Origin of the sequence: Hydrotalea sp. AMD, from assembly GCF_004100315.1 — a bacterium.
Lineage (GTDB): Bacteria > Bacteroidota > Bacteroidia > Chitinophagales > Chitinophagaceae > Hydrotalea > Hydrotalea flava.
Genome location: NZ_SCKY01000022.1, coordinates 51,244 through 73,472, shown reverse-complemented (window position 1 = coordinate 73,472; position 22,229 = coordinate 51,244). Strand labels below are relative to the sequence as shown.

The window sequence follows — 22,229 nt, the reverse complement described above, 5'->3', positions numbered from 1 at the left end:
TCAATATATCATCCACTAAACAGTAAATTCCAATAACTTTGTCCTGAAGCATTTGAGTAGAAGTTTTGTTTTCGCAACTCAAAATTATTCCTATTTCAAATGCTTCTATTTTAGGAAACTTGGGTTAATTAATCATGCAGGGAAAAATGTTGTGCTTCAACTGTGCGTATACCGTAATATGCTATCAACAAACAAGGATTCTGTTCCTTATTCTTTGCACTGCTTTATCTTCGCAGCCATGTATGCATTGATTAGAAAATTATTGTTTCAAATGAACCCTGAAAGGGTACATTATTTTGCGATGAATAGTTTACAAAAGGCTTGTAATATTCCTACTTTGCAACATTTTATTGCACAACAACTTTCCATAAAAGATGCGGCTTTGGAAAAAGAAGTTTTTGGGCTTCATTTTAAAAATCCTGTTGGACTGGGTGCGGGGTTCGATAAAAATGCAGTTTATTTAAAACCACTCAGCAGTTTAGGGTTTGGATTTGTTGAAATAGGCACTGTTACACCGAAAGCACAACCGGGCAATGAGCCACCACGTTTATTCAGACTACCGGCTGACAAAGCTTTGATTAACAGGATGGGATTTAATAATGATGGCGTAATTGCCATACAAAAAAGATTAGCAGATTGGAAAAACAGTGCACACACACCTGAAACAGCATCGTTAATTATTGGAGGAAATATTGGCAAGAATAAACATACCGAAAATGAAGATGCGTGGAAAGATTATACCATTTGCTTTGAAACCTTATTTGATGTTTCTGATTATTTTGTGGTGAATGTTAGCTCGCCTAACACACCGGGGTTAAGGGCTTTACAGGAAAAAGATGCTTTGAAAAAAATTCTCGCTTCCTTACAGAATATCAATTTTGGGAAGTCACAACCCAAACCTCTTTTACTTAAAATTGCGCCAGATTTAACTACAGAACAATTAGACGATATTATTGCATTAACAGAAGAAGTAAAGCTTTCCGGCCTGGTTATCAGTAATACTACCATTAGCAGAAAAGGGATGAACCACACAGCAGCATCTGTTATTGAAAAAATTGGTGCGGGTGGATTAAGTGGCGCACCGCTTCGCGAAAAAAGCAATCAAGTGTTGGCTTATGTTGCTACACAAACCCAACACCGTTTACCCATTATAGGAAGCGGAGGAATTTTTACGGGTGCCGATGCCCAGGATAAATTTGCAGCAGGTGCTCAATTAGTACAGGTTTGGACCGGTTTTGTGTATGAAGGACCGCGTATTGCACGCAATATTTGCGAGTCTTTACTAAGCCGTTGATTGCTGTTGCTCATTAAAAAGTAATTCGGAAACTGCCAAACACACCAAATTTATTTATATTTTCATTAACTGCCGGAGTTGGCGATAAGCGCCAAATAAAATCAACACGAAACAGCTTAAATATATTATCAATACCTGTTCCAATTTCTGTATACACATGCCCGTCTAACGATTTAAAGGGGGCATTGCCTACATAGTTCAATTGCTGATTGTCAGGGCTTAAATTGCCTACTACAGCTTTAAATGTCCATAACTGCCGCAACTTCAGTTTACGGGTTAATGAGGTTAATCTAAACAAACCATTACCTACATTGTGTTCAATATTAATACCTGCATATTGATCGCTTACATATTCAAAACGATTCATTAAGCTGAAAGCATACCTGTTATAATAGTACTGCTCATTACCGGGATGTACTTCCAGAAACTGATAAGGTGCTGTTCCAAAAATTTTACCGCCATATACATTATAATAAACATAACCAAATGGTGCAATTTTTAAATAATCAGAAACAGATAAACTTACTTTATCGTAGGTGTAACTACTGTTTAAAACACCGGGGAAGCCATGCGCATAGTTGAATAATACAATGGGATAATCGCTACCCAAACTATAACGTGTAAAATTACTGACCAGGGTACGTTCATCGTAAGCATAGCGAACACTAAATCCGGCTTCAAAGGTTTTTAAAGGGGTACCGCCATTCGTAGTAGGAAAATATTGTTTACCGGGCAAGTTTAATAATGCTTCATATTGTTTAGAAGTGAAAGAAGTGCCAAAGCCAAAACCTGAATTGGTCTCTGCATAATAATTCAAATCCCATTCTTCGGAACGTTGGTATTTAAAAGGAATATTAGGCCTCCTGAAAATGGTAGCAAAAATATTATCGGTACCTAACTGATCAGCATACATCTGGCCATTATCCAAATCATTTCGATACTTTAAGTTGATGTAACTCCAGGGTTGCCTGCTAAACTGATACCGTATTTCACCCAACCCTTTTAGCCCTTTATCTTTAAAGCCATAAGCCAGATAAGTATGTGCAAACCAATGCTCATTAAATCCACGATTGGTTTCCACATCAAAACGAACCCTTGCACCTTCATAGGGGTTGGCGCTTAACCAATACCACCAGGGGCCAATACGTACATTGCCCACATCTTTATACCCTTTCGCTAAAAACTCTAATGTATTTCGATAATGAATATAAGTTTTATTATTTTCCAATGTATCTAATAATGCATACACCGTTTTTTCACTTTTATTCAGTTCTTCATGCCGATGATCGGCCCAGAATGAATCGGGCAAATTGGTAACATTGGGTAATAGATCAACTTCACTCGGTGTTTTGGCCGAATCGAGCATGCGGGTAACATAAGGGCTGTTCAGCAATACCTTTCGGTAAGTGGTTGTTTTTCGTCCTTTAAAAGCCAGTTTATTTTTCCCAAGGGGCGAAATATCTACCACAAATTTATCTTTCGATAAAAACCAGATACTATCATCTATTAATCTATATTCCTGAATTAAAGTAAGCCCACTGATAAAATTTAAATTTACGTCAACGGCAGGACGTAAAGTAATTTTTTGAATGGCAAAGCTGGTATCATTCACCCAGCAATCTCCTTCAAATACATCTTCACCTTTGTGTTTGGGTGTAAATTTAAAATGCACCAATCTCCGATGATTCAGGTACTGTGTATCTAATAATTTAAAATTATAAAACTTATCGCCACGTTCATTAAAAGGGCCAATGAAATCTCGGTTAAACACAGGAATGGTGTTGGCATAAATATCTACAATCTGGTACATATTACCCAATTGTTTTATCAGGCTTTCATTATCAATGCCATTGGTTTTGGTTGCTTTAATAATTTCGCGGGAACGTACGGGATTATTTTGATGATAATAATCTGAAATGGTTTCGGTTAAATAAGCCGGTAAAAATGGTTTATCTTCTGAAGTAGAGTCAATATAATTGAACACAAAATTCAAAGGCTTTACCAAAAAGTTTTTGGAAAGTTTGGCAGTGTTAATATTGGCAATATCTAATTCTAATTTATTGTAAGCCTCATAATAAAAATTATTCCAGTGGGTACGCTCATGATCGGCTTTGTGCTGCATAATTTTTCGCCAAAACCATAATGCCCGGTTGTATTTGCTTTTAACCACCACATCATTACTGGGCAACAATTCCATTTTAACAGTAAAAAATGCCGAGTCTTTAAATAAAGCACTGGGTATTAAAACATTTTTATACCCAACTGAACTGATTTGCAAGGTATCATTGTGACTCCATTGGCCGGAAGTAAATACAAAGCGGCCGGAAGAGTCGGTTAAAACACCCTGCCCGCTCAATTTAAAAACAGCAGTAGAGAAGGGAATAGGCTCATCACTTTGTTTATCTACTATGACTCCACTAATTTTAATTGCCTGCGCTACAGTTACTGCGCTACACATCCAAACCAAAAGAACACTCAAAAGGGTTTTCTTAACTGTATGCCATATCATAGCGCAAAATTAAAGGATAGGGGAATGTAAATAGAGACATAAGTCACAATTAAATTTAATTTATTTTAAATCATGCCCAATGACTTTTGGTTAGATAGCCCTTTTTTATGAAATGCTGCTTTTGTGAAAATGAATGGAAAAAACACAGCTTTCAATTGTTATTATTTAAAATAAATTAATGTATAACAAGATTTTTCAAAAATGGTTGCTACATATTTCCCAATAACAATAACTTTAAACTACAATTCAAACAAGGGAATGACCTCATTTTTTATTGCTGTGAAATATGCTGCTATCGGCATTTATACATTTTTTATACAGGAAAGAAATGCAAAAATACAGTTCTTTATAGCCATTCTTACCCTTTTTCTCAGTTGGTGGTTACATATTTCAAACATAGAATGGATACTGGTTTTGCTTTGCATGATGCTGGTAATTGGGTTAGAAATGATGAATACAGCTATTGAAAAAATCTGCAATCACATCACACCGGATTTTCATCCTAATATTAAAATCATTAAAGATATTGCTGCTGGTGCCGTACTTTGGGCAGCCTGTTGCAGTGTAATAATTGGTTGCATTATTTTTATTCCAAAAATCACTCACTATATTTTCAATTGGGAATAAAAAAACCGATGCAATGGATGTACACCGGTTTATTGAAGCATATCATATTCATTTCATTAAAAATCTAACCCAAGTGATAAATAAAATACAGATGGTCCTCTAAATAAGCCTTTCATTGGCCAACCCAAATCGGCACGGATAAAATAACCCAACAAAGTACTTCTTGCACCAAATCCATAACCACCGGCAAATGGGCCTAAACCACCGGCATCTAAGCGTACTGTAATAGGATTAATAGCCGGATTGGCAGGTTGAAATATTTCAGTAGGCCGTTTAATGCCATTAAATTTTCCGTTCCATGCGGTACCTAAATCAATGAATTGAACCAATTGAAAATTCCTTAAAAAGGCATTGTTAATGGGGCGGTTAAACAAGGTTGAAAATAAAGGAAACCGAAGTTCACTATTAATCACCACTGCATTATTACCATTGGCAACATTTTGATTATAACCCCGCATATTTAAAGCCAACGATTGAAATGCATAGGTTTGATCGGGTGCAGGCTGATTGGCACTATTGAACTTTGGATTTACCCAGCCATCTGTTCCACCCAAGTAATAAATAATTTTTTGGTTGCCAAAACTAAAGTCGCCTGCTGCCCTTGTTGCCCAAATAAAATTGCGATAAATTTTGTAGTAGTTACGTGCATCAAAGCCTAAGTTATAAGTTTGATTACCACTGCCACCGGTAGTTCCGGCAATGGGCTCATTAATATCGGCATATACTTTCCAGCGCAAACCATTCCAGATATTCTGTGCCGGGTTGATGGTATTATCATAAACGTACTCAATATGCCCCACTAAATATTGTGCACTGGTATCATTTACCTTGAGTGAAAACTGATCTGCAGGTTTTATAACGCCAAGGTCTTTACGTAAGCCGAATGTGGCTCGCAGGCTTCTTACCTCATCAAATGGATAGGCCACATTAAATTGATACAAGTTGGTAATTAACTGATTATCATAAGGGCTGGTATTAAAGAAATTAGTTTGGGTACTACGGTAATAAGTTACACCCCAGTCAACCCGTTTTTTCAAGTTTTGAAAGGAGAAAAAGAAATCTTTATCTTTTAAAGAAGTGCCGAAACGAATACCTCCAATAAATTTAATGTCTTCCATCAAATCGCTGACACCTGCGCGGAAGCTCCAGTTAATGGCACTTCCATTGTTCAACTGAATAGGGCCGGCACCACCTGCATAAGGTTGATAACGATTTACCAATATGTTATTAGTAACACCGGCCAACAAATAATCGGCACTAAACTTTAAACGATAATTAAACAGTTTGGTTTCTTGTAAATAGTTATGTTGATTTTTAGTTCCTGTGGCATTGTTTCCTGAAATATTGGTGTTCGAAATACCTGATTGGGAGGTAGCAGTATCGGCTTCACTTGAAAATTCATTTTGAAAAAAGTTTTTTGGTGCTGGTTTTACCGTATCAACTAATGCAACAGGCAGTTTCTTTTTGGAATTATTGGTGTAATTTAACGGATTACCCCGTGCAATTTTTTGTGCATTCATTTGCTCTTGTATGTATTGTGTAGGCCGGGCATTCACGTTTCTTCTGTTCAATGCTGTTTCATCTACTTTTAATTTGTAAAGAAATTTAAAGTCACCTTCCTGTCGGGTTTCGCTTACCTGGCCGTTATTGCCCGATACTCTTGATTCCAGTAAAGAACTCTGGTAATTGGTAATAGGGAAAGTATAAGTAGAATCTTTATACACCTGAAAATAACTGATACTATCGGCTTCGGGTTTACGCCAGGCGGCTAAGGTAGAATCCAACTCTTTTACAGAAGGATTTCTCAACATTTCGGTACCAATATAATACAATGTGTCAAGCCCATCCCGTTTGGTAGAGAAAAAACCGGCCCAACGGTTACCAATTCCATTCTCATCACTCACAAAAGTAAAGTGATTGGTATTGTATTGCATCGGGAAAGTAGCATTACCATATTTTAAATTCGTAAGTTGTGTAATTTGTTTGGTTTTGCTTTTGTTTAAAATATCAATCAGGAAAATATTGAAACGGTAACGGCTTGGCAAAACGGTATCATTACTGGGGGCAGAAGGGCTGGGTCTGTTAGAGGAAAAAATGATACCGGATCTGTTGGGGAAAGATACAAAATTGGGATACAATTCATCATACACATCATTGGTTACCTGCTCTATTTTCTGGTCATCAATTTTATAAATAAACAAATCTGTCTGACCATTTTTAACTGCACTTAAAATAAGGGTATTGGCATCGAGCATAAAAGACGCATCATTAATCTGCTCAAATCCTGTAATTTCCTGTTTAAACCTTTTATAACGGGCTAATACATCGTATACAAACATTTTAATTTTTCCTTTATCCCAATAAATTACTAAAAGCCGGGTTCCTTTGCCATCCCATGCTAAAATGGGATAATTTGGATTAATGTCCCCTTCGTTGGTACGAACGCCATAATCTAATAATATTTTTGTGTCGTAAAAATTTTCAACATATTTAACCCTGTAAACACCTTTCTTAAATTCAACTACGGCATAGTTATTATTGCGTGGATTGGGATTTGCCTGAAAACGGAAATAATCATTTTTGCTCACATCTTCCGATACACTTAAAACACCTTTTGGCGCATTTCTTCTTTGCCGGATATCTTTATAATAGCGGTCTTGCATTTGCTGCATGAAATCATCTAATACCTCTTTAAATTTTTTCTTACAAATTTTTTCAGAAGCACTATTCAAACTTTTGTAGATACGGGCTAAGTATAAAAAATAAGTTACATTTTCTTTTCGGTAATGTTCGGCTATGTAATACCAGAACGCGTTGCCGGCTAAAAGCGGTTTATCGAATGCAAACTGGTAAAAATTATTATAATTACCACTTAACAGGGCACTTTTTAACTGATCATCTTTCTCTGTACTCCAATTCTGTGCAACATAAGCTACATAACCATCTGTTAACCATTGCGGCAAATCCAATAAAGCCTGATTACTGGCAAATTCACCAATATCATCTCCAAACAAAATATTATCGGTTAATACTTTGGCAATTCCTTCTCGGATCTGATTTCTTAAATGATTATGATTGCCATCAAAAAAAACTACAATTTTATTGTTCACCAATTTGGTTAATCCACCGGCATTTTGCCAATCAATGCCAATTCCAATATTACTTTGTTTAAAATCGTTATAGCTGTTGTACACCACAATATTGGCGCGGCGTTGCAAACTATACTCGGTAAATTTTTCTAACTCAGGTAAATTATCTTCTGCAACCTGTGCTACAAATTTTCCCAATTCAGTACCACCTTGTGTAACATAGGTATTGAAATTAGGTGACTGGTAAAATTTCCATTTGAATTTGTTAAACTGTACCCTGTTTTTACCAAATTCAACCATATTTACCTGTGCCGTAACCGCTACCGGTAAAATGATAAATAATAAGATTGTAACTTTATGAATGATTGATTTCATTTGCATATCCAGTCAGAATTTAAAAATATTCGGGGCATCAGAAACGTTTGTCCAAAATTTTAAAGTGAAGATATTGGTCAATTAATTTCTAATTCCTCAATACTTGTTAAAATTAAGTAATTACCCATTATCAATTTAAAAATAAGTACATGTTGCACATTAAAGTTTTTACGTTTAACCCCATACAGGAAAATACTTACCTTATTTATAATGATGCTTTAAACGCTGTAATTGTTGACCCGGGATTTTATTTTTCTTCAGAACAACAGGTTTTTAGCGATTATATTCAAAAAAAACAATTAACACCCTCGTTGCTCGTTAATACACATTGCCATTTAGACCATGTTTTTGGAAATAAATGGGTACATGAACATTATAAAATTGAACTTTGGGCACATAAAGATGAAATACCCATGTTAGAAATGGCACCCATTTCGGGCCAGCAATGGGGCTTGCCATTTGAAAACTATAGTGGAAACATTAATTTATTGCAGGAAGGAGATAAAATATATTTAGATGAGGATGAATTTGAAATTTTTGAAGTGCCAGGTCATTCACCTGCCAGTATTTGCTTATATCATGCACCGCAAAAAATTTTAATTGCAGGCGATGCGCTTTTCAAAGAAAGTATTGGAAGAACTGATTTACCCGGAGGCAACCACCATCAACTCATTAAAAACATTAAAGAAAAATTGCTTGTTTTACCAGAAGATACAGTGGCATACCCGGGGCACGGACCTGCCACTACTATTGGGCATGAGTTGCGCTACAACCCCTTCCTGCAATCATAATATCTTACTGACTTTTAGCTTTTTGAATGGCTTTATTATATGCCATAATAAACATGGCTCCTAAATTGTTTTGCGGTGGCACGTAATCATCAAATTTTTCTTTATAACCGCCGGTAAATTTATTTTGCAATCCGCTCCAGATTTTAGCCCAGTCTAAATTTTTACCCTGTCGCAAAGTTTCTGTAATAGTTTCTATCAATGCCATATTCACCACACCCGTACCCACTTGTTTAGATGCAATGATATGTGACTCTGGGCAAATTTTTAAAACATCATTCAAACTATTGTAACCACCACAACTGCCCAATAATACCACTTTTGCCGAAGGGAACAACCTTTTGATGGTAGAATTTACATAATAACTGTGGCCACGATGAATCACTACCGTAGGTTCTATATTGGCTGAATCTAAATAACTATACAGGTGCTGCTGAGCAGCATCATCTAAATCCTGCTGCGCATCTAAAGGCTTGTTGGCATAAATTTCAATAGGTGCGCCTTTCATTGATTTTACTTCTACCCATTCCGGTTTATTTACAACACGCCAATATCCATTATTAAAATTGGCCAAAAATGCATTAAATATATTTTTACCGTCTTTATCTCCGTAAAAAAACTGCTGAATAATTACTTTACCTGAGGCATCTTTCAATAATGATAAAGGCATTTCATACACCGGAATAATTCCCAATTTTGCTGAAACATCAATGTGATTGGCAGGATCCATCGATAAAAAAATGGTATTCAATATGTTATAAATTACAATGCCTCTTTCATTTCGCTTTTTTTGATTGTATTGCAGTTGCTGTTGCACTTGCTTTAACATCAGGCTTCTTATTCCGGGATCATTGATGCTGGCATAAGAATCAGCAACATCTACCGCATCTTCCAATGTGGTGGTTTTTTCCAGACCGTTTACAAAGCGCTTAATTAAATTTTGAGCGGTTGATTTATCCATTCGCTTTAAAAAATCATCCAGCTCATTATACGCAGCGGCCATGCGAATAAACTTCTTGTAAAAATCATCATGTACCCATGCCAATAAAGTATCTGATCGGGGAATGGCCATGCGTGGAAAAATTCGGTTGTACACACCCAGATAGCTGCTGGTATAAATATCATCTTCACCCAAAACACATAAATAGTATAAATCTTGAGGCGCCAAATTATCTAATACTTTAAACCGAACAGCATCGCGTGGTTCTTCATGCAGTCCATTAATTTCATTAATATAATGTTCAACAGCTTTTTGTTTCAGTTTATCGGTTAACACTTGTTTGGCATAAGGTGTATCACCCATTTGCATACGGGCTGCATATTTTATTTCTGTATTCACCAATAATTTATAAAAGGGGTCGTCGGTATCTTTTAATTTCTGTATTGAATCAATAGTAATTTGTTTGTGATAAATTTCATCCAGAAAAGCGAAATAAATACGGCCACCGGGCAATTTTTCTATTTGATAAATGGTTTGCACCAATGCATCATTTACTTTTTTTATTTTTTGCGAAAGTTCATTTCCTGCACCGAGATAATCATAAATCATATCCGGATTTCTGTGCGCCACAACAGTTATGAGGCTATCGGCAAAAGGCAAATTCAAATGATTTCCTATAATATTTAAAATGTTATCCGGATTTTGTTGGCAGTTTTTTAGTACTAAAATATTTTTAGCATCATTTAGCCCAATATTATCCTGCAAGGCAAAATTGCTGATCAGTAGATTTCCAATTGCCATATCGTTAGCATTAACAATCGGGGCTATAGATTGGTGATTTTTTTCAAAGGCTATTGCATTTTCGTAAACTACCATCAAATCGCCCAGCATAATTCCTTTTATTAATCCGGCTTTATAAGCTGTAGTAAAACTTTCTAAAAGGCTGTAAATACCTCTTAACCATTTGTATTTATCATTATTGCTAATAGTGCTGTCTAATTCAACCGCTGCAGCCATATTATGAACAGTGGTATGCAGCAATTGGGTAATTTGTAAATTAACATCAATGTTGTTAGTTGGTGCAAATAAATGATCCTTATTCGGCGTAAGGTTAATAATATTTTGTTCGGCCGTTTTTATATTATCGTGAATTAACTGGCGCATATGCGGTATAACCGGCATTGCTAATTCGGGTTGCGCCTGCAAGACCATTACACCCAGCAAACATAAAACGGATAGGTAAACCTTTTGAATGATTCGCATAATCATCAAAAATAAATGCAATTATGCAAATTTTTCGTTAATGGAGTTAACAATTAGATAATCTGGGCCTTGTAGATGAATGCAAAAACTGTAAGTTAAATTTGTGTAAATTTGATGTTATCATGGAAACAGCAGCTAAAAAAATTTTAATTGCAGACGATGAACCCGATATTTTAGAAATTATCAGTTACAATTTAACCAAAGAAGGATATGCAGTTACTACTGCCAAAGATGGAGATGAAGCCATAGAAAAAGCCAAATTGGTTAAACCGAATTTAATTATTTTAGATATTATGATGCCGCATAAAACTGGCATTGAAGTATGTGCTATTTTAAGAGCGCAACCACAGTTTCAACATACCCTCATCATTTTTTTGACTGCATTAAGTGATGAACCATCGCACATTAAAGGTTTAGAAACCGGCGCAGATGATTATGTAAGCAAACCCATATCGCCCAAAATGCTCATCAGCAGGGTAAATGCGCTGTTTAGAAGGGTACAAAAAGAAGATGGCAAACCACTGAAAGTGGGGAATCTTACCATCGATCCTGTAAAATTTGTGGTTGAAATAGATGGCCGTGAAATAATGCTGGCAAAAAAGGAATTTGAATTACTATTTCTGCTGGCGGCTAAACCGGGCAGGGTATTTTTAAGGAATGAAATACTTTCGCAGGTTTGGGGCAATGAAGTAATTGTTGGCGACAGAACCATTGATGTGCATATTAGAAAAATCAGGCAAAAGTTAAATTTAGATTGTATTACCACTGTAAAAGGTGTAGGCTATAAATTTGATATATAAGTTTACGAACTGAAAATAATTCCTCCCATGCTTGTTATAAAAGTATTTGCTGCTTAGCTTTATGCATATTAGCCACTATGTTAGAAACCAAAAATTTATCGCCCCAGCAACTATCTGCCTTAACCGCATTATTTCTGGCCATTCCTATTGGATTTACATTTTTTTTAATTGAAAATGTATGGATTGGTGCAGCAGCATTTGTACTCACTTTTATTGGTAGTTATTATCTCATCGGGTTTGTGCTGGAATCGTTCATTTACCGAAAAATCAAGCTAATTTATAAATTCATTTATCAAACCAAAGCCAGTAAAAGGGAAGAAACCTATTATAAATATATATTACCACAAAAGGGAATAGATGAGGTACGAGAAGATGTAGAAAAATGGGCAGAACAAAAAAGTGCTGAAATAGAATTGCTGAAACAAAATGAAGCTTACCGGAAAGAATTTCTTCAAAATTTAGCACATGAATTTAAAACACCCATTTTTGCCATTCAGGGTTATATAGATACTTTATTAAGTGGTGCCATTGAAAATCCGGAAGTCAATAAAAAGTTTTTGGAAAATGCTTCTAAAAATATTGACCGAATGGTAAATTTAGTGGAAGATTTAGATGAGATCTCGAAATTAGAAAGTGGTGAACAACCCCTGTATAAAGAAAATTTTATTATTCAGGATTTAATCAGGGAAGTTTTTGAAGCCCTTTCCATAAAAACTGCAGCCAAACAAATAAAAACAATCATTAAAAAAGGATGTGAAGCACCCATAATTGTATTTGCCGACAAAGAAAAAATAAGGCAGGTGCTCAATAACTTAGTGATAAACGCCACCAAATACGGTAAAAACAATGGTACTATTATAGCCAGTATTTATAAAACCGATGGCATGCATGTTTTAGTTGAAATTAGTGATGATGGGATTGGCATTGCTGAAGAGCATTTACCCAGAGTGTTTGAACGTTTTTACCGAACCGACCGGGGAAGAAGCCGAAATGTAGGCGGTACAGGTTTAGGATTAGCCATTTGCAAACACATTATTGAAGCACATGGCCAAACCATACATATAAGAAGCAAAATTGATGTAGGTACATCGGTTGGGTTTACCCTTTCTACCAAAAGAAATTAAAAAAGCCCCTATGAAAATAAGGGCCGGTCATGAGAAAATCTACTGTACTCTTGTTGCGCTTTAACTATGAACTAAATTCTGAATGCAAAATAAAGAGCCCAATGTGAAGCCAATGTAAATTCAATGCAACCAAATCATTAACATTTTGGAGCCAAAGTTTAAATGGCTGTATTAACAAATTATTAATTCTTTTTTTTACCCAAGGCTTCAAATCCATAGCTTTACTTTTGTCCAAATTTTTTCGATTATGGGATTAAACACGATTGGCAGGATTTTCATGCCCAAAAACAAAATTTTCTACGAACTTTTTGAGCAGGTAGCCGATACCGTTTGTGAGATGGCAGATATGCTTAAAAAAGTGGTAGCAGAACCGGAACATGATAAAAGGGCACCACTTATTAAACAAATTGAAGATTTAGAACACAAAAATGATGACCATACCCACAAAATTTTTACCGAATTAGGCAGAAATTTTATAACCCCTTTCGATAGGGAAGATATTCACTATTTGGCCACTGCATTAGATGATATTGCAGATTATATTTATTCCTCTTCCAAAAAAATTAATTTCTACCATATTAACCCTAATGACAGCGGTATCCAAAAAATGGCTGAATTAATTTACCAGGGTTGCAATGAAATTAAAAAAGCAGTATATGGCCTTCGCGATATGAAAGATTTGAGAAAAATGACTGAAGCATTAGTAAAAGTAAATTCCATAGAAAATCAGGCCGATGATGTTTTTGATATGAGCATTGAAATGCTTTTTCAGAAAGAGAATGATGCCAAAGAAGTGATTAAAAAGAGAGAAATTTATCAGGTATTGGAAATTGCTACAGATAAATGCGAAGATGCCGCTAATGTAATTGAATCCATTATCATCAAATATGCTTAATCGGCATTGATGGCTTAAACTAAACTTATTAACAGCAATCAGGAGATATGATGATTTTATTGGTTACACTTGTTGTACTTGCGCTGATATTTGATTTTATTAATGGCTTTCATGATGCTGCCAACTCCATTGCCACCATCGTTTCTACAAAAGTACTCACACCTTTACAGGCAGTAGTTTGGGCAGCTTCTTTTAACTTTATTGCCTATTTTGTTTTTAAAGAACACAAAGTAGCCGGCACTATTGCCAACATCATTGCAGAAAATATAATTAATTTTCATGTATTAATGGCTGCAACCGTTGCTGCTATTATCTGGAATTTAATTACCTGGTATTTTGGTATCCCCTCCAGCTCATCTCACACTTTAATTGGGGGTTTAGCCGGTGCAGCCATTGCAGCCGGTGGCGGATTAGATGGCGTAAACAGCAGCCCCATTATAACTGCATTAGTTTTCATGGTACTCTCCCCTATTTTGGGATTAATATTTGGTTTTATCATCACCATTATTACTGTTAATGTGGCAAAAAATGCCCGCCCCTCTAAAGCTGAAGGATGGTTTAAACGTTTGCAATTGGTATCATCTGGTGCATTAAGCTTAGCGCATGGCGGTGGCGATTCACAAAAAACCATGGGTTTAATTTTAGCCGGTTTATGGTTTTTTGAAAAATCTTCTAACCCAAATATTGGTTCTATTCACAATTTTGCCATGCCCGAATGGCTGCCTTTTGCATGTTATACGGCAATAGCTTTGGGTACTTTGTTTGGCGGCTGGCGCATTGTTAAAACCATGGGTACAAAAATTACAAAGGTTACCCCGTTAGAAGGATTTTGTGCAGAAGGTGGTGGTGCATTAACCATATTTTTAACTACATTTTTTGGCATCCCGGTAAGTACTACCCATACCATAACCGGTGCCATTATTGGCGTTGGAGCCACCAAACGCTTAAGTGCAGTGCGCTGGGGGGTCACTATCAATTTAGTTTGGGCATGGATACTAACCATCCCGGTTTCAGCAGGTATGGCTGCATTGTTCTATTATGGCGCAAATTTTTTATTCTAACGTTTGCACATAAATTTATACGGCTATCTTTCCATATTTACACAATCAGGGTATAACTTTATACCGGTTTATATTTTCATTGAAATGAATGAAAATAATATTACACAACAGCTTAGTATAACTGAGAATCTCAAAATAGTTTGAATAATATGAAGAAAATATTAGTTACCGGTGGATGCGGCTATATTGGATCACACACCATTGTTGATTTAATTGAAAACGGATATGAAGTAATTTCTATTGATGATAATTCAAGATCAAGCATTACTGCTTTAAATGGCATTGAATTGATTACCGGAAAAAAAATAAAAAATTATACAGTTGATTTGAAGAATTTTGATGAAACACAAGCGGTATTTCAAGAACATCATGATATTACAGGAATTATACATTTTGCAGCTTATAAGGCCGTAAGTGAATCGGTTGAACAACCTTTGTTTTACTATGAAAACAATCTGTTTTCATTAATCAATCTGCTGAAATGTGTAAAGGAATTTTCTATTCCTTACTTTGTTTTTTCTTCTTCCTGCACTGTTTATGGTAATCCCGATAGTATACCTGTTACAGAATCTTTTCCCATCAAAAAAGCTGAATCGCCTTATGGAGCTACCAAACAAATGGGTGAGGATATTGTAAGAGATTGCAGTAATGCTTTTGAAACTACTTCAATTTTATTACGCTACTTTAATCCGGTAGGTGCCCATCCTTCCAATCATTTGGGCGAACTGCCCATTGGTAAACCCATGAATCTTGTGCCGGCTATTACCCAAACTGCTATCGGTAAAATACCCAAACTAATGGTGTATGGCAACGATTATCCTACACGAGATGGTAGTTGCATCAGAGACTTTATTCATGTATGTGATATTGCACATGCACATACCCTTGCTTTGGAATATTTAATTGCTCAAAAAAACAAAAGCTATTGCGATGTTTTTAATTTAGGCACCGGCAATGGAGTTTCCGTTTTGGAAGCCATACATGCATTTGAAAAAGTAAGTGGTGTTCAATTAAATTATGAAATTGGCCCAAGAAGGCCGGGCGATGTAGTAGTCATTTATGCCAATAACGAATTAGCAAAAAAAACATTAGGCTGGAACATTCAATACAGCTTAGAAGATATGATGCGCACTGCATGGGCTTGGGAACAAAAACAGTTTACGACAAAAAAAATTAAATAGCACCCGGAAAATCAAACTATTGTACTATTCCGCATTTATTGAAGTAATAAAAAATTTACGATTTGCAGGTGAAGGGAATAACTTTATACCTGTATGGATTATTTAAAACAATTCCGCAGTTTTATTAATAGTTATTATGTTGGCGAAGGGGTAAGAATTACCTTTGGCATTTTATTGCCTTCACTTGTTGCAGGATATTTTCATGCTTTGCCTATTGGCATTAATATGTCGCTGGGCGCATTGGGTATAGCCATTAGCGACAATCCCGGCCCAATTTCCCATCGCAAAAACGGATTTTTAGCCGGAAGTATTATCCTGTTTTTGGTGTCGTTAATCATTGGTTTCGCCAGTCCAATCCACTGGTTATATGGTTTCATATTACCCTTATTGTGTTTTATATTTTCCATGTTAGGTGTTTTTGGAACAAGGGCCGCTTCTATTGGAATTGCAGCTTTATTGATTTTAGTATTACAGGCAGAACACCATTACAATAATTGGAGGGATGTTGTAACCGTAAGTTTTTATATTGGAATGGGTGCTGTTTGGTATAGCCTGTTAAGCCTGGCACTGTATAATCTTCGTCCCTACAAAATCATGCAACAGGCATTAGGAGAATATCTGGAATCCATCAGCAGATATTTGCGTTTAAAAGGATCTTTTTTTCAGGATGCAACAAATCTAGAGCATACTTACGCACAACTATTGCAATTGCAAACAACCGTTCTGGAAAAACAAAACCTGACAGCCGAACTAATTTTTAAAACCAGAAATTTTGTAAAAGAATCTACACCGGTTAGCCACATTTTAATGATGGCATTTTTAGATGCAACCGATTTACTGGAAATTTCAATGACTTCGCATCAGAATTATCAGGCATTGCATGCCTATCTTCCTGCACAAAATTTACTAAAAGGTTATGCCAATGCAATTAGCGATCTGGCAAATTACTTAGATGAAGCGGGAATTGCTTTAAAAAGTAGTACTGCCATTCAATCACCCACTGATTTTAGTGCAACCATTCGTTCACTTAGAAATGAATACAGCCAGTTGCATGCTAAAAATATCGCAGCAGATTCTATTCCAATTTTAATCAGCCTGAAACATATTTTAGACAGTATAGAAGCAGTAGCTGGAAGAATAAAAACGCTCGAATTATATACATCTTACAGAACTAAAATACCCGGTAAAATTTTTCAGGAAACAAATCCTGAAGATTTCATTTCACACCAACGGATATCATTTAACGTAGTTTTAGATAATTTAACTTTCCATTCAAATATTTTCAGGCACTCACTCAGAATTGCTTTAGCAGCCCTGGCAGCCTATTTCATAGCGCAATATTTTTTACTAGGGCATAGTTACTGGCTTTTATTAACTGTAATTGTAATTTTAAAACCGGCTTATAATCTTACCAAAAAAAGAAATAAAGAAAGATTAACCGGCACCATCATTGGTGCAATGATTGGTGCAATAGCACTTTACTTTATTCATAACGATACTATTTTATTACTGATACTTTCTGCCAGTATGCTGGTAGCCTACAGTTTTATGCGCACCAATTACCGGCTAAGCGTTGTTGCCATTACTTTATATGTTATATTGCTGTATCACCTTTTAAATTTCAATAATTATCGCTTACTGATTACAGACCGATTAATTGATACGGCCATTGGTTCTGCCTTAGCTTTCATTTTTAGTTATGTTTTACCTCCGGTTTGGGAAAGTGTTCAATTAGATACCATTATAGTGCGGGCTTTAGCTGATACACGTAATTATTTTAAAGCTTTAAATGAAATTTTTACAGGAAGGGCAATATACAACAAGGCAGATATGCGCCTTTCCAGAAAAAAAAGTTGGGTTGCAATAGCCAATGTTTCAGACAGCTTTAACAGAATGCTATCTGAACCTAAAAATCAGCAACATCACCTTACACAAATACACCAATTAGTGGTGTTGTTGCATATTACCAATGCGCATTTGGCTACCCTAAATTTTTATGCGGAGCAACTAACCAACCAATATATCACACCTGAATTAAACGATATCGGAATATTGATTGAACAATATTTTGATAGCGGCATTCAGCAATTGCAATCTGATAAGATAATTGAGCAAACAGATTTTTCAAATAAAATCATTCAAACAACCACCATCGAGCAAAAAATTAATGATTTATTGCAAATAAGAGCCAATGAAATTAATGCCGGACAATTGAATAGTGAAACCAGGCCATATCTTTCTACCTTAAAATCAATTACTGATCAGTATTATTTTATACACAATGTTTCCTATGATATGGCTAAAATTACTGATAAGCTTATTGCATATCATAAAAATAAACCCTCCGAATAAAAGAGGGTTTTGGTTTTTGATATAGGATTAAGAGAGGGGGATTAAAAGTTTTATTTTTTATATATTTAATATTTTAGTTATTCATTTATTTTTTCAGCATGGCACTCATTTCAGCTACCAACTCAGTTTTAGTAATTGGAATACCCATTATTTTATTGTAACCTTTCGCATCTACCATGTATATGTCTCTCAAAATTTTAACCAATTGTCCATTGTTAATTTCTGGTACCAATACCTGCTTAAATCCTTTAATAATTTGTCCAAGATTTTTTGGGAAAGGGCGTACATAACGAAGGTGGGCATGACTAACGACATAGCCTTGCTGTTGCAATTCGAGTACGGCACTTTTAATAGCCCCATACGTTGAACCCCATCCAATTACAAGCAAATCGCCTGTTTCGGCACCACTGTCTAAATGCTGTAATGGAATATGATCGGCAATTTTATCTACTTTAGCCTGTCTGATTTTTACCATGTGTTGGTGGTTATCGGGGTCATAACTCACATTTCCGGTAATATCCTGTTTTTCCAATCCACCAATTCTGTGCTCCAATCCTGCAGTTCCGGGTACAGCCCAGGGACGCACTAATTTTTCATCTCTTACATACGGCTGAAACTTTTCATCAGCATTAGTTTTAGCAGGAGCAAAAGCCACTTCAATTGGTTTTAAATCTGCTGCTTTTGGAAAACGCCAGGGTTCAGCACCATTGGCAATGTAACCATCACTCAATAAAATAACCGGCGTCATATGCTGTACGGCAATTCTGCAAGCTTCATAAGCCACATCAAAACAATCACTGGGTGTAGCTGATGCAATAATGGGCATAGGGCATTCCCCGTTTCTGCCATAATATGCCTGCATTAAATCGCTTTGCTCGGTTTTTGTAGGCAATCCGGTTGAGGGGCCGCCACGTTGTATATCAACAATCACCAAAGGAATTTCCAACATCACTGCCAAGCCCATCGCCTCTGCTTTTAAAGCCATTCCAGGACCTGAGGTTGTGGTAATACCCAAAGAACCACCATAACTGGCACCTATACTGGAGCTAATGGCAGCAATTTCATCTTCTGCCTGAAAAGTTTTTACACCAAACCCTTTATACTTGCTGAGTTCATGCAAAATATCAGATGCAGGTGTAATAGGATAAGAACCTAAGAACAAAGGCAACTCACTTTTTTGGCTGGCTGCAATTAAACCATATGCCAATGCCTGATTACCCATGATACTTCTGTAAGTACCTGCAGGAAGTTTGGCTTTTTCTACTTTGTATCGCGTAGTAAATGTTTCAGTGGTATCACCATAATTATAACCCGCCTGTAATACCTTAATATTACTTCGTAAAATGCTTTCTTTCTTACCAAATTTTTCCTTCAGAAACGCAATGGTATTATCAAGTGTGCGGTTGTACATCCAATAAATAAAACCCAACACAAACATGTTCTTGGCACGATCACGCTCTTTGGTGCCTAAATCGGTAAAATCTTTAAGTGCTTCTCTTGTCAGTTTGGTTACATCAATTTTAATTACTTCATAACTATCCAAACTACCATCCTCTAAAGGATTAACGCCATCCGGATAATTGGCTAAGCGTAAATTTTTTGCATCAAACCCATCAATATTGGCAATAATTTTTCCACCCGGTTTAATACTTTTCAAGTTTACTTTTAATGCAGCCGCATTCATTGCTACCAACACATCAGCAATATCGCCGGGTGTATATACTTTATTGGAAGAAAAATGTAATTGATACCCACTTACCCCAGGCAGTGTTCCAATGGGGGCTCTGATTTCAGCAGGAAAATCGGGAAATGTTGCTAAATCAATTCCTAATAAAGCGGTGTTATTGGTAAATTGCTGACCGGTTAATTGCATGCCATCGCCGCTATCGCCGGCGAACTTGATTACTACATCCTGCAGTAATTGCTCATTTCTGTTCATTTTATAAAAAATTGGTTACGAAGTTAAGCATAATACCCGTTCATATTTGAGCAGTTTTGCAGCAATTTAGAAACATTTTAAACATTTATTACACATTACCGCATTACCTTGCACCACCTGCAGGGTATAAAAGTAACATATGACTGATTCTTTACTAAAAAATTTATCCTTAAAAAGTTTAATGGGGCTGCTATTCATGCTTAGCATTTCATGCAATGAAAAGCCTTCCAATGCAAAATTATCTTCTCTTGCTCTTTCAATACCTGATATAGTGGCACTGGCGGATTCCATGCATGCACAAAAGCAAACCATTATCAGCACGCCCATTCAATATGATACAACAAAAAAATACATCTATCTGACTTTTGATGACGGCCCGCAACATGGCACAACTGCCTGCGTAGAAACCATCAAAAAAGAACAGGTAAAAGCTTCTTTTTTTATGATAGGCAATCAGATAAACGATGTATACCTGAAAAAATTAGTGGCATCTATTCGCAATGATTATCCGCAAATACTATTGGCCAATCACAGTTTTACACATGCCGGCAATAAATACATTTATTTTTATCATCATCCACAAATGGCGTTTAATGACTTTATTCAAGCACAGGAAACAATCAATATTCCATTCAAAATTATTCGTTTGCCGGGTAACAGTGCATGGATTGGCGCCAATTCAATAAAAACATCACCACTGGTAAGGCCTGTTTGCAAAATGTTAGATAGTGCCGGTTACAATGTAATTGGCTGGGATGTAGAATGGAGCTTTAACCATAAAACGGCAAACCCCATTCAAACTCCGGAAACAATGTTGGAACTGGTCAATCATGCATTCGAAAAAAATTATACCCATACTAAAAACCATCTGGTGATTCTTTCACACGACCGGATGTTCAGAAATGCTAATTTTACAGATTCATTGCAAAAATTTATTAGCCTGTTAAAACAAAACTCCAACTACGTTTTTGAAACAGTTGACCATTACCCCAATCTTAAAAAACCATTATAACTTTAACGACTCTTTTTACATTATTGCAGTAACTTTACACAAGAATTAAAACAATTTAAATTATGGCAATTTTTAAATCTGGTAACCCTACTTTAACAGAAAAAATTTTTAATAACAGCCTTACTGCCGAAGCCAATGCACAAGGCATTATGAGTGTTAGAGGCACCTTAAATAAATTCGGTTTTTTAATGCTGATGGTAATTGGTGGCGCTTTTTATACCTGGCATACTTACCAAAGCGGACAACCCGGCACCACTACCACTTTAATGATGGTGGGTGTTTTTGGTGGCTTAATTGCCGCTATTGCAATTATGTTTAAGCCCATGTGGGCAGGTTATATTGCCCCGGCCTATGGCATATTGGAAGGATTATTTATTGGTGCCATTTCAGCAATGATCAATGACATGTTTGCAAAAAATTATCCAAATTTGGTACTACAAGCAGTGGGCTTAACTTTTGGTGTTGCACTTGCTATGTTTTTGCTGTACAGTTTCAGGATTATTAAAGTAACCGACAAATTAAGAAGCATTATTTTCACTGCTACTTTAGGCATCGCTATCTTTTATGGCCTTACACTTGTTTTGGGCCTTTTTGGAGTGAATATGCCATTTATGAGTATTACCAATGGCGGTATGCTTGGCATTGGTATCAGTTTGTTTGTTGTAGCTATTGCTGCCTTGAACCTTTTATTGGATTTTGATATGATTGAAAGAGGCGCTGAGCAAGGAGCACCTAAATTTATGGAATGGTACGGCGCTTTTGGTTTGCTGGTTACCATTGTTTGGTTATACATTGAAATATTAAAACTGCTTAGCCGTTTGGCCAGCAGCAGAAACTAATAAACCAATTATTTTTGATAGCCCCATACCCAAACAGTATGGGGTTTTTTATACCCTTTTAAAAAACTTTGAAAACATTTTTGCAGATTGATATACCTGCAGCGAATAACCGGTAATTTAGAACTTTAAAACAAGAGCTGC

At 36.1% G+C, this 22,229-nt stretch carries 15 protein-coding genes; 11 read left to right on the top strand and 4 right to left on the bottom strand.

What is annotated here, in order from left to right; all coding sequences use genetic code 11:
- The first annotated feature begins 178 nt into the window (after positions 1–178).
- Positions 179–1,294 (top strand): quinone-dependent dihydroorotate dehydrogenase, encoded by a 1,116-nt coding sequence (locus EO766_RS14645; protein ID WP_287101455.1) that lies wholly within the window; start codon positions 179–181, stop codon positions 1,292–1,294.
- Positions 1,295–1,307: 13 nt separating this feature from the next.
- Here the strand turns inward: EO766_RS14645 and EO766_RS14640 are convergent, their stop codons facing one another.
- The gene (locus EO766_RS14640; RefSeq protein ID WP_074420272.1) at positions 1,308–3,803 is read right to left on the bottom strand and encodes a DUF5686 family protein; all 2,496 of its coding nucleotides are present in this window, start codon (positions 3,801–3,803) and stop codon (positions 1,308–1,310) included.
- A 258-nt stretch (positions 3,804–4,061) separates the two neighbouring features.
- Between EO766_RS14640 and EO766_RS14635 the strand changes: the two genes are divergently transcribed.
- Positions 4,062–4,430 (top strand): diacylglycerol kinase family protein, encoded by a 369-nt coding sequence (locus tag EO766_RS14635; RefSeq protein ID WP_074420283.1) that lies wholly within the window; start codon positions 4,062–4,064, stop codon positions 4,428–4,430.
- 56 nt (positions 4,431–4,486) lie between these two features.
- Here the strand turns inward: EO766_RS14635 and EO766_RS14630 are convergent, their stop codons facing one another.
- A complete protein-coding gene (locus EO766_RS14630; RefSeq protein WP_228733205.1) occupies positions 4,487–7,900 on the bottom strand; it encodes a BamA/TamA family outer membrane protein in 3,414 nt (1,137 codons plus the stop codon).
- 143 nt (positions 7,901–8,043) lie between these two features.
- Here EO766_RS14630 and EO766_RS14625 point away from each other — a divergent pair, with 143 nt between their 5' ends.
- Positions 8,044–8,685: an MBL fold metallo-hydrolase gene (locus EO766_RS14625; RefSeq protein WP_074420274.1), complete on the top strand. Its 642-nt coding sequence runs from the start codon at positions 8,044–8,046 to the stop codon at positions 8,683–8,685.
- A gap of 4 nt (positions 8,686–8,689) precedes the next feature.
- Here the strand turns inward: EO766_RS14625 and EO766_RS14620 are convergent, their stop codons facing one another.
- The gene (locus EO766_RS14620) at positions 8,690–10,906 is read right to left on the bottom strand and encodes a hypothetical protein (protein ID WP_143439419.1); all 2,217 of its coding nucleotides are present in this window, start codon (positions 10,904–10,906) and stop codon (positions 8,690–8,692) included.
- A gap of 101 nt (positions 10,907–11,007) precedes the next feature.
- Here EO766_RS14620 and EO766_RS14615 point away from each other — a divergent pair, with 101 nt between their 5' ends.
- From EO766_RS14615 to EO766_RS14590, 6 genes are all read left to right on the top strand, one after another.
- Positions 11,008–11,685: a response regulator gene (locus EO766_RS14615; protein WP_074420276.1), complete on the top strand. Its 678-nt coding sequence runs from the start codon at positions 11,008–11,010 to the stop codon at positions 11,683–11,685.
- Positions 11,686–11,762: 77 nt separating this feature from the next.
- Positions 11,763–12,809, top strand: coding sequence for a sensor histidine kinase (locus tag EO766_RS14610; RefSeq protein WP_074420277.1), 1,047 nt, complete (start codon positions 11,763–11,765; stop codon positions 12,807–12,809).
- Between the two features lie 247 nt (positions 12,810–13,056).
- Positions 13,057–13,704: a DUF47 domain-containing protein gene (locus tag EO766_RS14605; protein WP_068245082.1), complete on the top strand. Its 648-nt coding sequence runs from the start codon at positions 13,057–13,059 to the stop codon at positions 13,702–13,704.
- Between the two features lie 47 nt (positions 13,705–13,751).
- On the top strand, positions 13,752–14,765 hold the full coding sequence (locus EO766_RS14600) for an inorganic phosphate transporter (RefSeq protein WP_068245085.1): 1,014 nt from the start codon (positions 13,752–13,754) through the stop codon (positions 14,763–14,765).
- A 149-nt stretch (positions 14,766–14,914) separates the two neighbouring features.
- A complete protein-coding gene (galE, locus tag EO766_RS14595; RefSeq protein ID WP_074420278.1) occupies positions 14,915–15,946 on the top strand; it encodes a UDP-glucose 4-epimerase GalE in 1,032 nt (343 codons plus the stop codon).
- A gap of 93 nt (positions 15,947–16,039) precedes the next feature.
- Positions 16,040–18,298, top strand: a complete 2,259-nt coding sequence (locus EO766_RS14590; RefSeq protein ID WP_074420279.1) for an FUSC family protein — start codon at positions 16,040–16,042, stop codon at positions 18,296–18,298.
- 85 nt (positions 18,299–18,383) lie between these two features.
- Here EO766_RS14590 and EO766_RS14585 read toward each other — a convergent pair whose 3' ends face one another.
- Positions 18,384–20,237 carry a 2-oxoacid:acceptor oxidoreductase subunit alpha gene (locus EO766_RS14585; RefSeq protein ID WP_074420280.1) on the bottom strand — a complete coding sequence of 618 codons (1,854 nt, stop codon included), beginning with the start codon at positions 20,235–20,237 and terminating at the stop codon, positions 18,384–18,386.
- A gap of 139 nt (positions 20,238–20,376) precedes the next feature.
- On the opposite strand from EO766_RS14585, the gene EO766_RS14580 reads away from it, so the two are divergent.
- Positions 20,377–21,249: a polysaccharide deacetylase family protein gene (locus EO766_RS14580; protein ID WP_218331268.1), complete on the top strand. Its 873-nt coding sequence runs from the start codon at positions 20,377–20,379 to the stop codon at positions 21,247–21,249.
- Positions 21,250–21,311: 62 nt separating this feature from the next.
- On the top strand, positions 21,312–22,088 hold the full coding sequence (locus tag EO766_RS14575; protein ID WP_218331269.1) for a Bax inhibitor-1/YccA family protein: 777 nt from the start codon (positions 21,312–21,314) through the stop codon (positions 22,086–22,088).
- Positions 22,089–22,229 lie beyond the last annotated feature (141 nt).

Excerpts from the sequence above, each read along its gene's own strand:
- EO766_RS14590 (WP_074420279.1), top strand. The coding sequence starts at position 16,040 with ATGGATTATTTAAAACAATTCCGCAGTTTTATTAATAGTTATTATGTT.
- EO766_RS14575 (WP_218331269.1), top strand. The coding sequence starts at position 21,312 with ATGGCAATTTTTAAATCTGGTAACCCTACTTTAACAGAAAAAATTTTT.
- EO766_RS14630 (WP_228733205.1), bottom strand. The coding sequence starts at position 7,900 with ATGCAAATGAAATCAATCATTCATAAAGTTACAATCTTATTATTTATC.
- EO766_RS14600 (WP_068245085.1), top strand. The coding sequence starts at position 13,752 with ATGATGATTTTATTGGTTACACTTGTTGTACTTGCGCTGATATTTGAT.
- EO766_RS14640 (WP_074420272.1), bottom strand. The coding sequence starts at position 3,803 with ATGATATGGCATACAGTTAAGAAAACCCTTTTGAGTGTTCTTTTGGTT.
- EO766_RS14585 (WP_074420280.1), bottom strand. The coding sequence starts at position 20,237 with ATGAACAGAAATGAGCAATTACTGCAGGATGTAGTAATCAAGTTCGCC.
- EO766_RS14625 (WP_074420274.1), top strand. The coding sequence starts at position 8,044 with ATGTTGCACATTAAAGTTTTTACGTTTAACCCCATACAGGAAAATACT.
- EO766_RS14635 (WP_074420283.1), top strand. The coding sequence starts at position 4,062 with ATGACCTCATTTTTTATTGCTGTGAAATATGCTGCTATCGGCATTTAT.
- EO766_RS14605 (WP_068245082.1), top strand. The coding sequence starts at position 13,057 with ATGGGATTAAACACGATTGGCAGGATTTTCATGCCCAAAAACAAAATT.
- EO766_RS14615 (WP_074420276.1), top strand. The coding sequence starts at position 11,008 with ATGGAAACAGCAGCTAAAAAAATTTTAATTGCAGACGATGAACCCGAT.
- EO766_RS14610 (WP_074420277.1), top strand. The coding sequence starts at position 11,763 with ATGTTAGAAACCAAAAATTTATCGCCCCAGCAACTATCTGCCTTAACC.
- EO766_RS14645 (WP_287101455.1), top strand. The coding sequence starts at position 179 with ATGCTATCAACAAACAAGGATTCTGTTCCTTATTCTTTGCACTGCTTT.
- galE (WP_074420278.1), top strand. The coding sequence starts at position 14,915 with ATGAAGAAAATATTAGTTACCGGTGGATGCGGCTATATTGGATCACAC.
- EO766_RS14580 (WP_218331268.1), top strand. The coding sequence starts at position 20,377 with ATGACTGATTCTTTACTAAAAAATTTATCCTTAAAAAGTTTAATGGGG.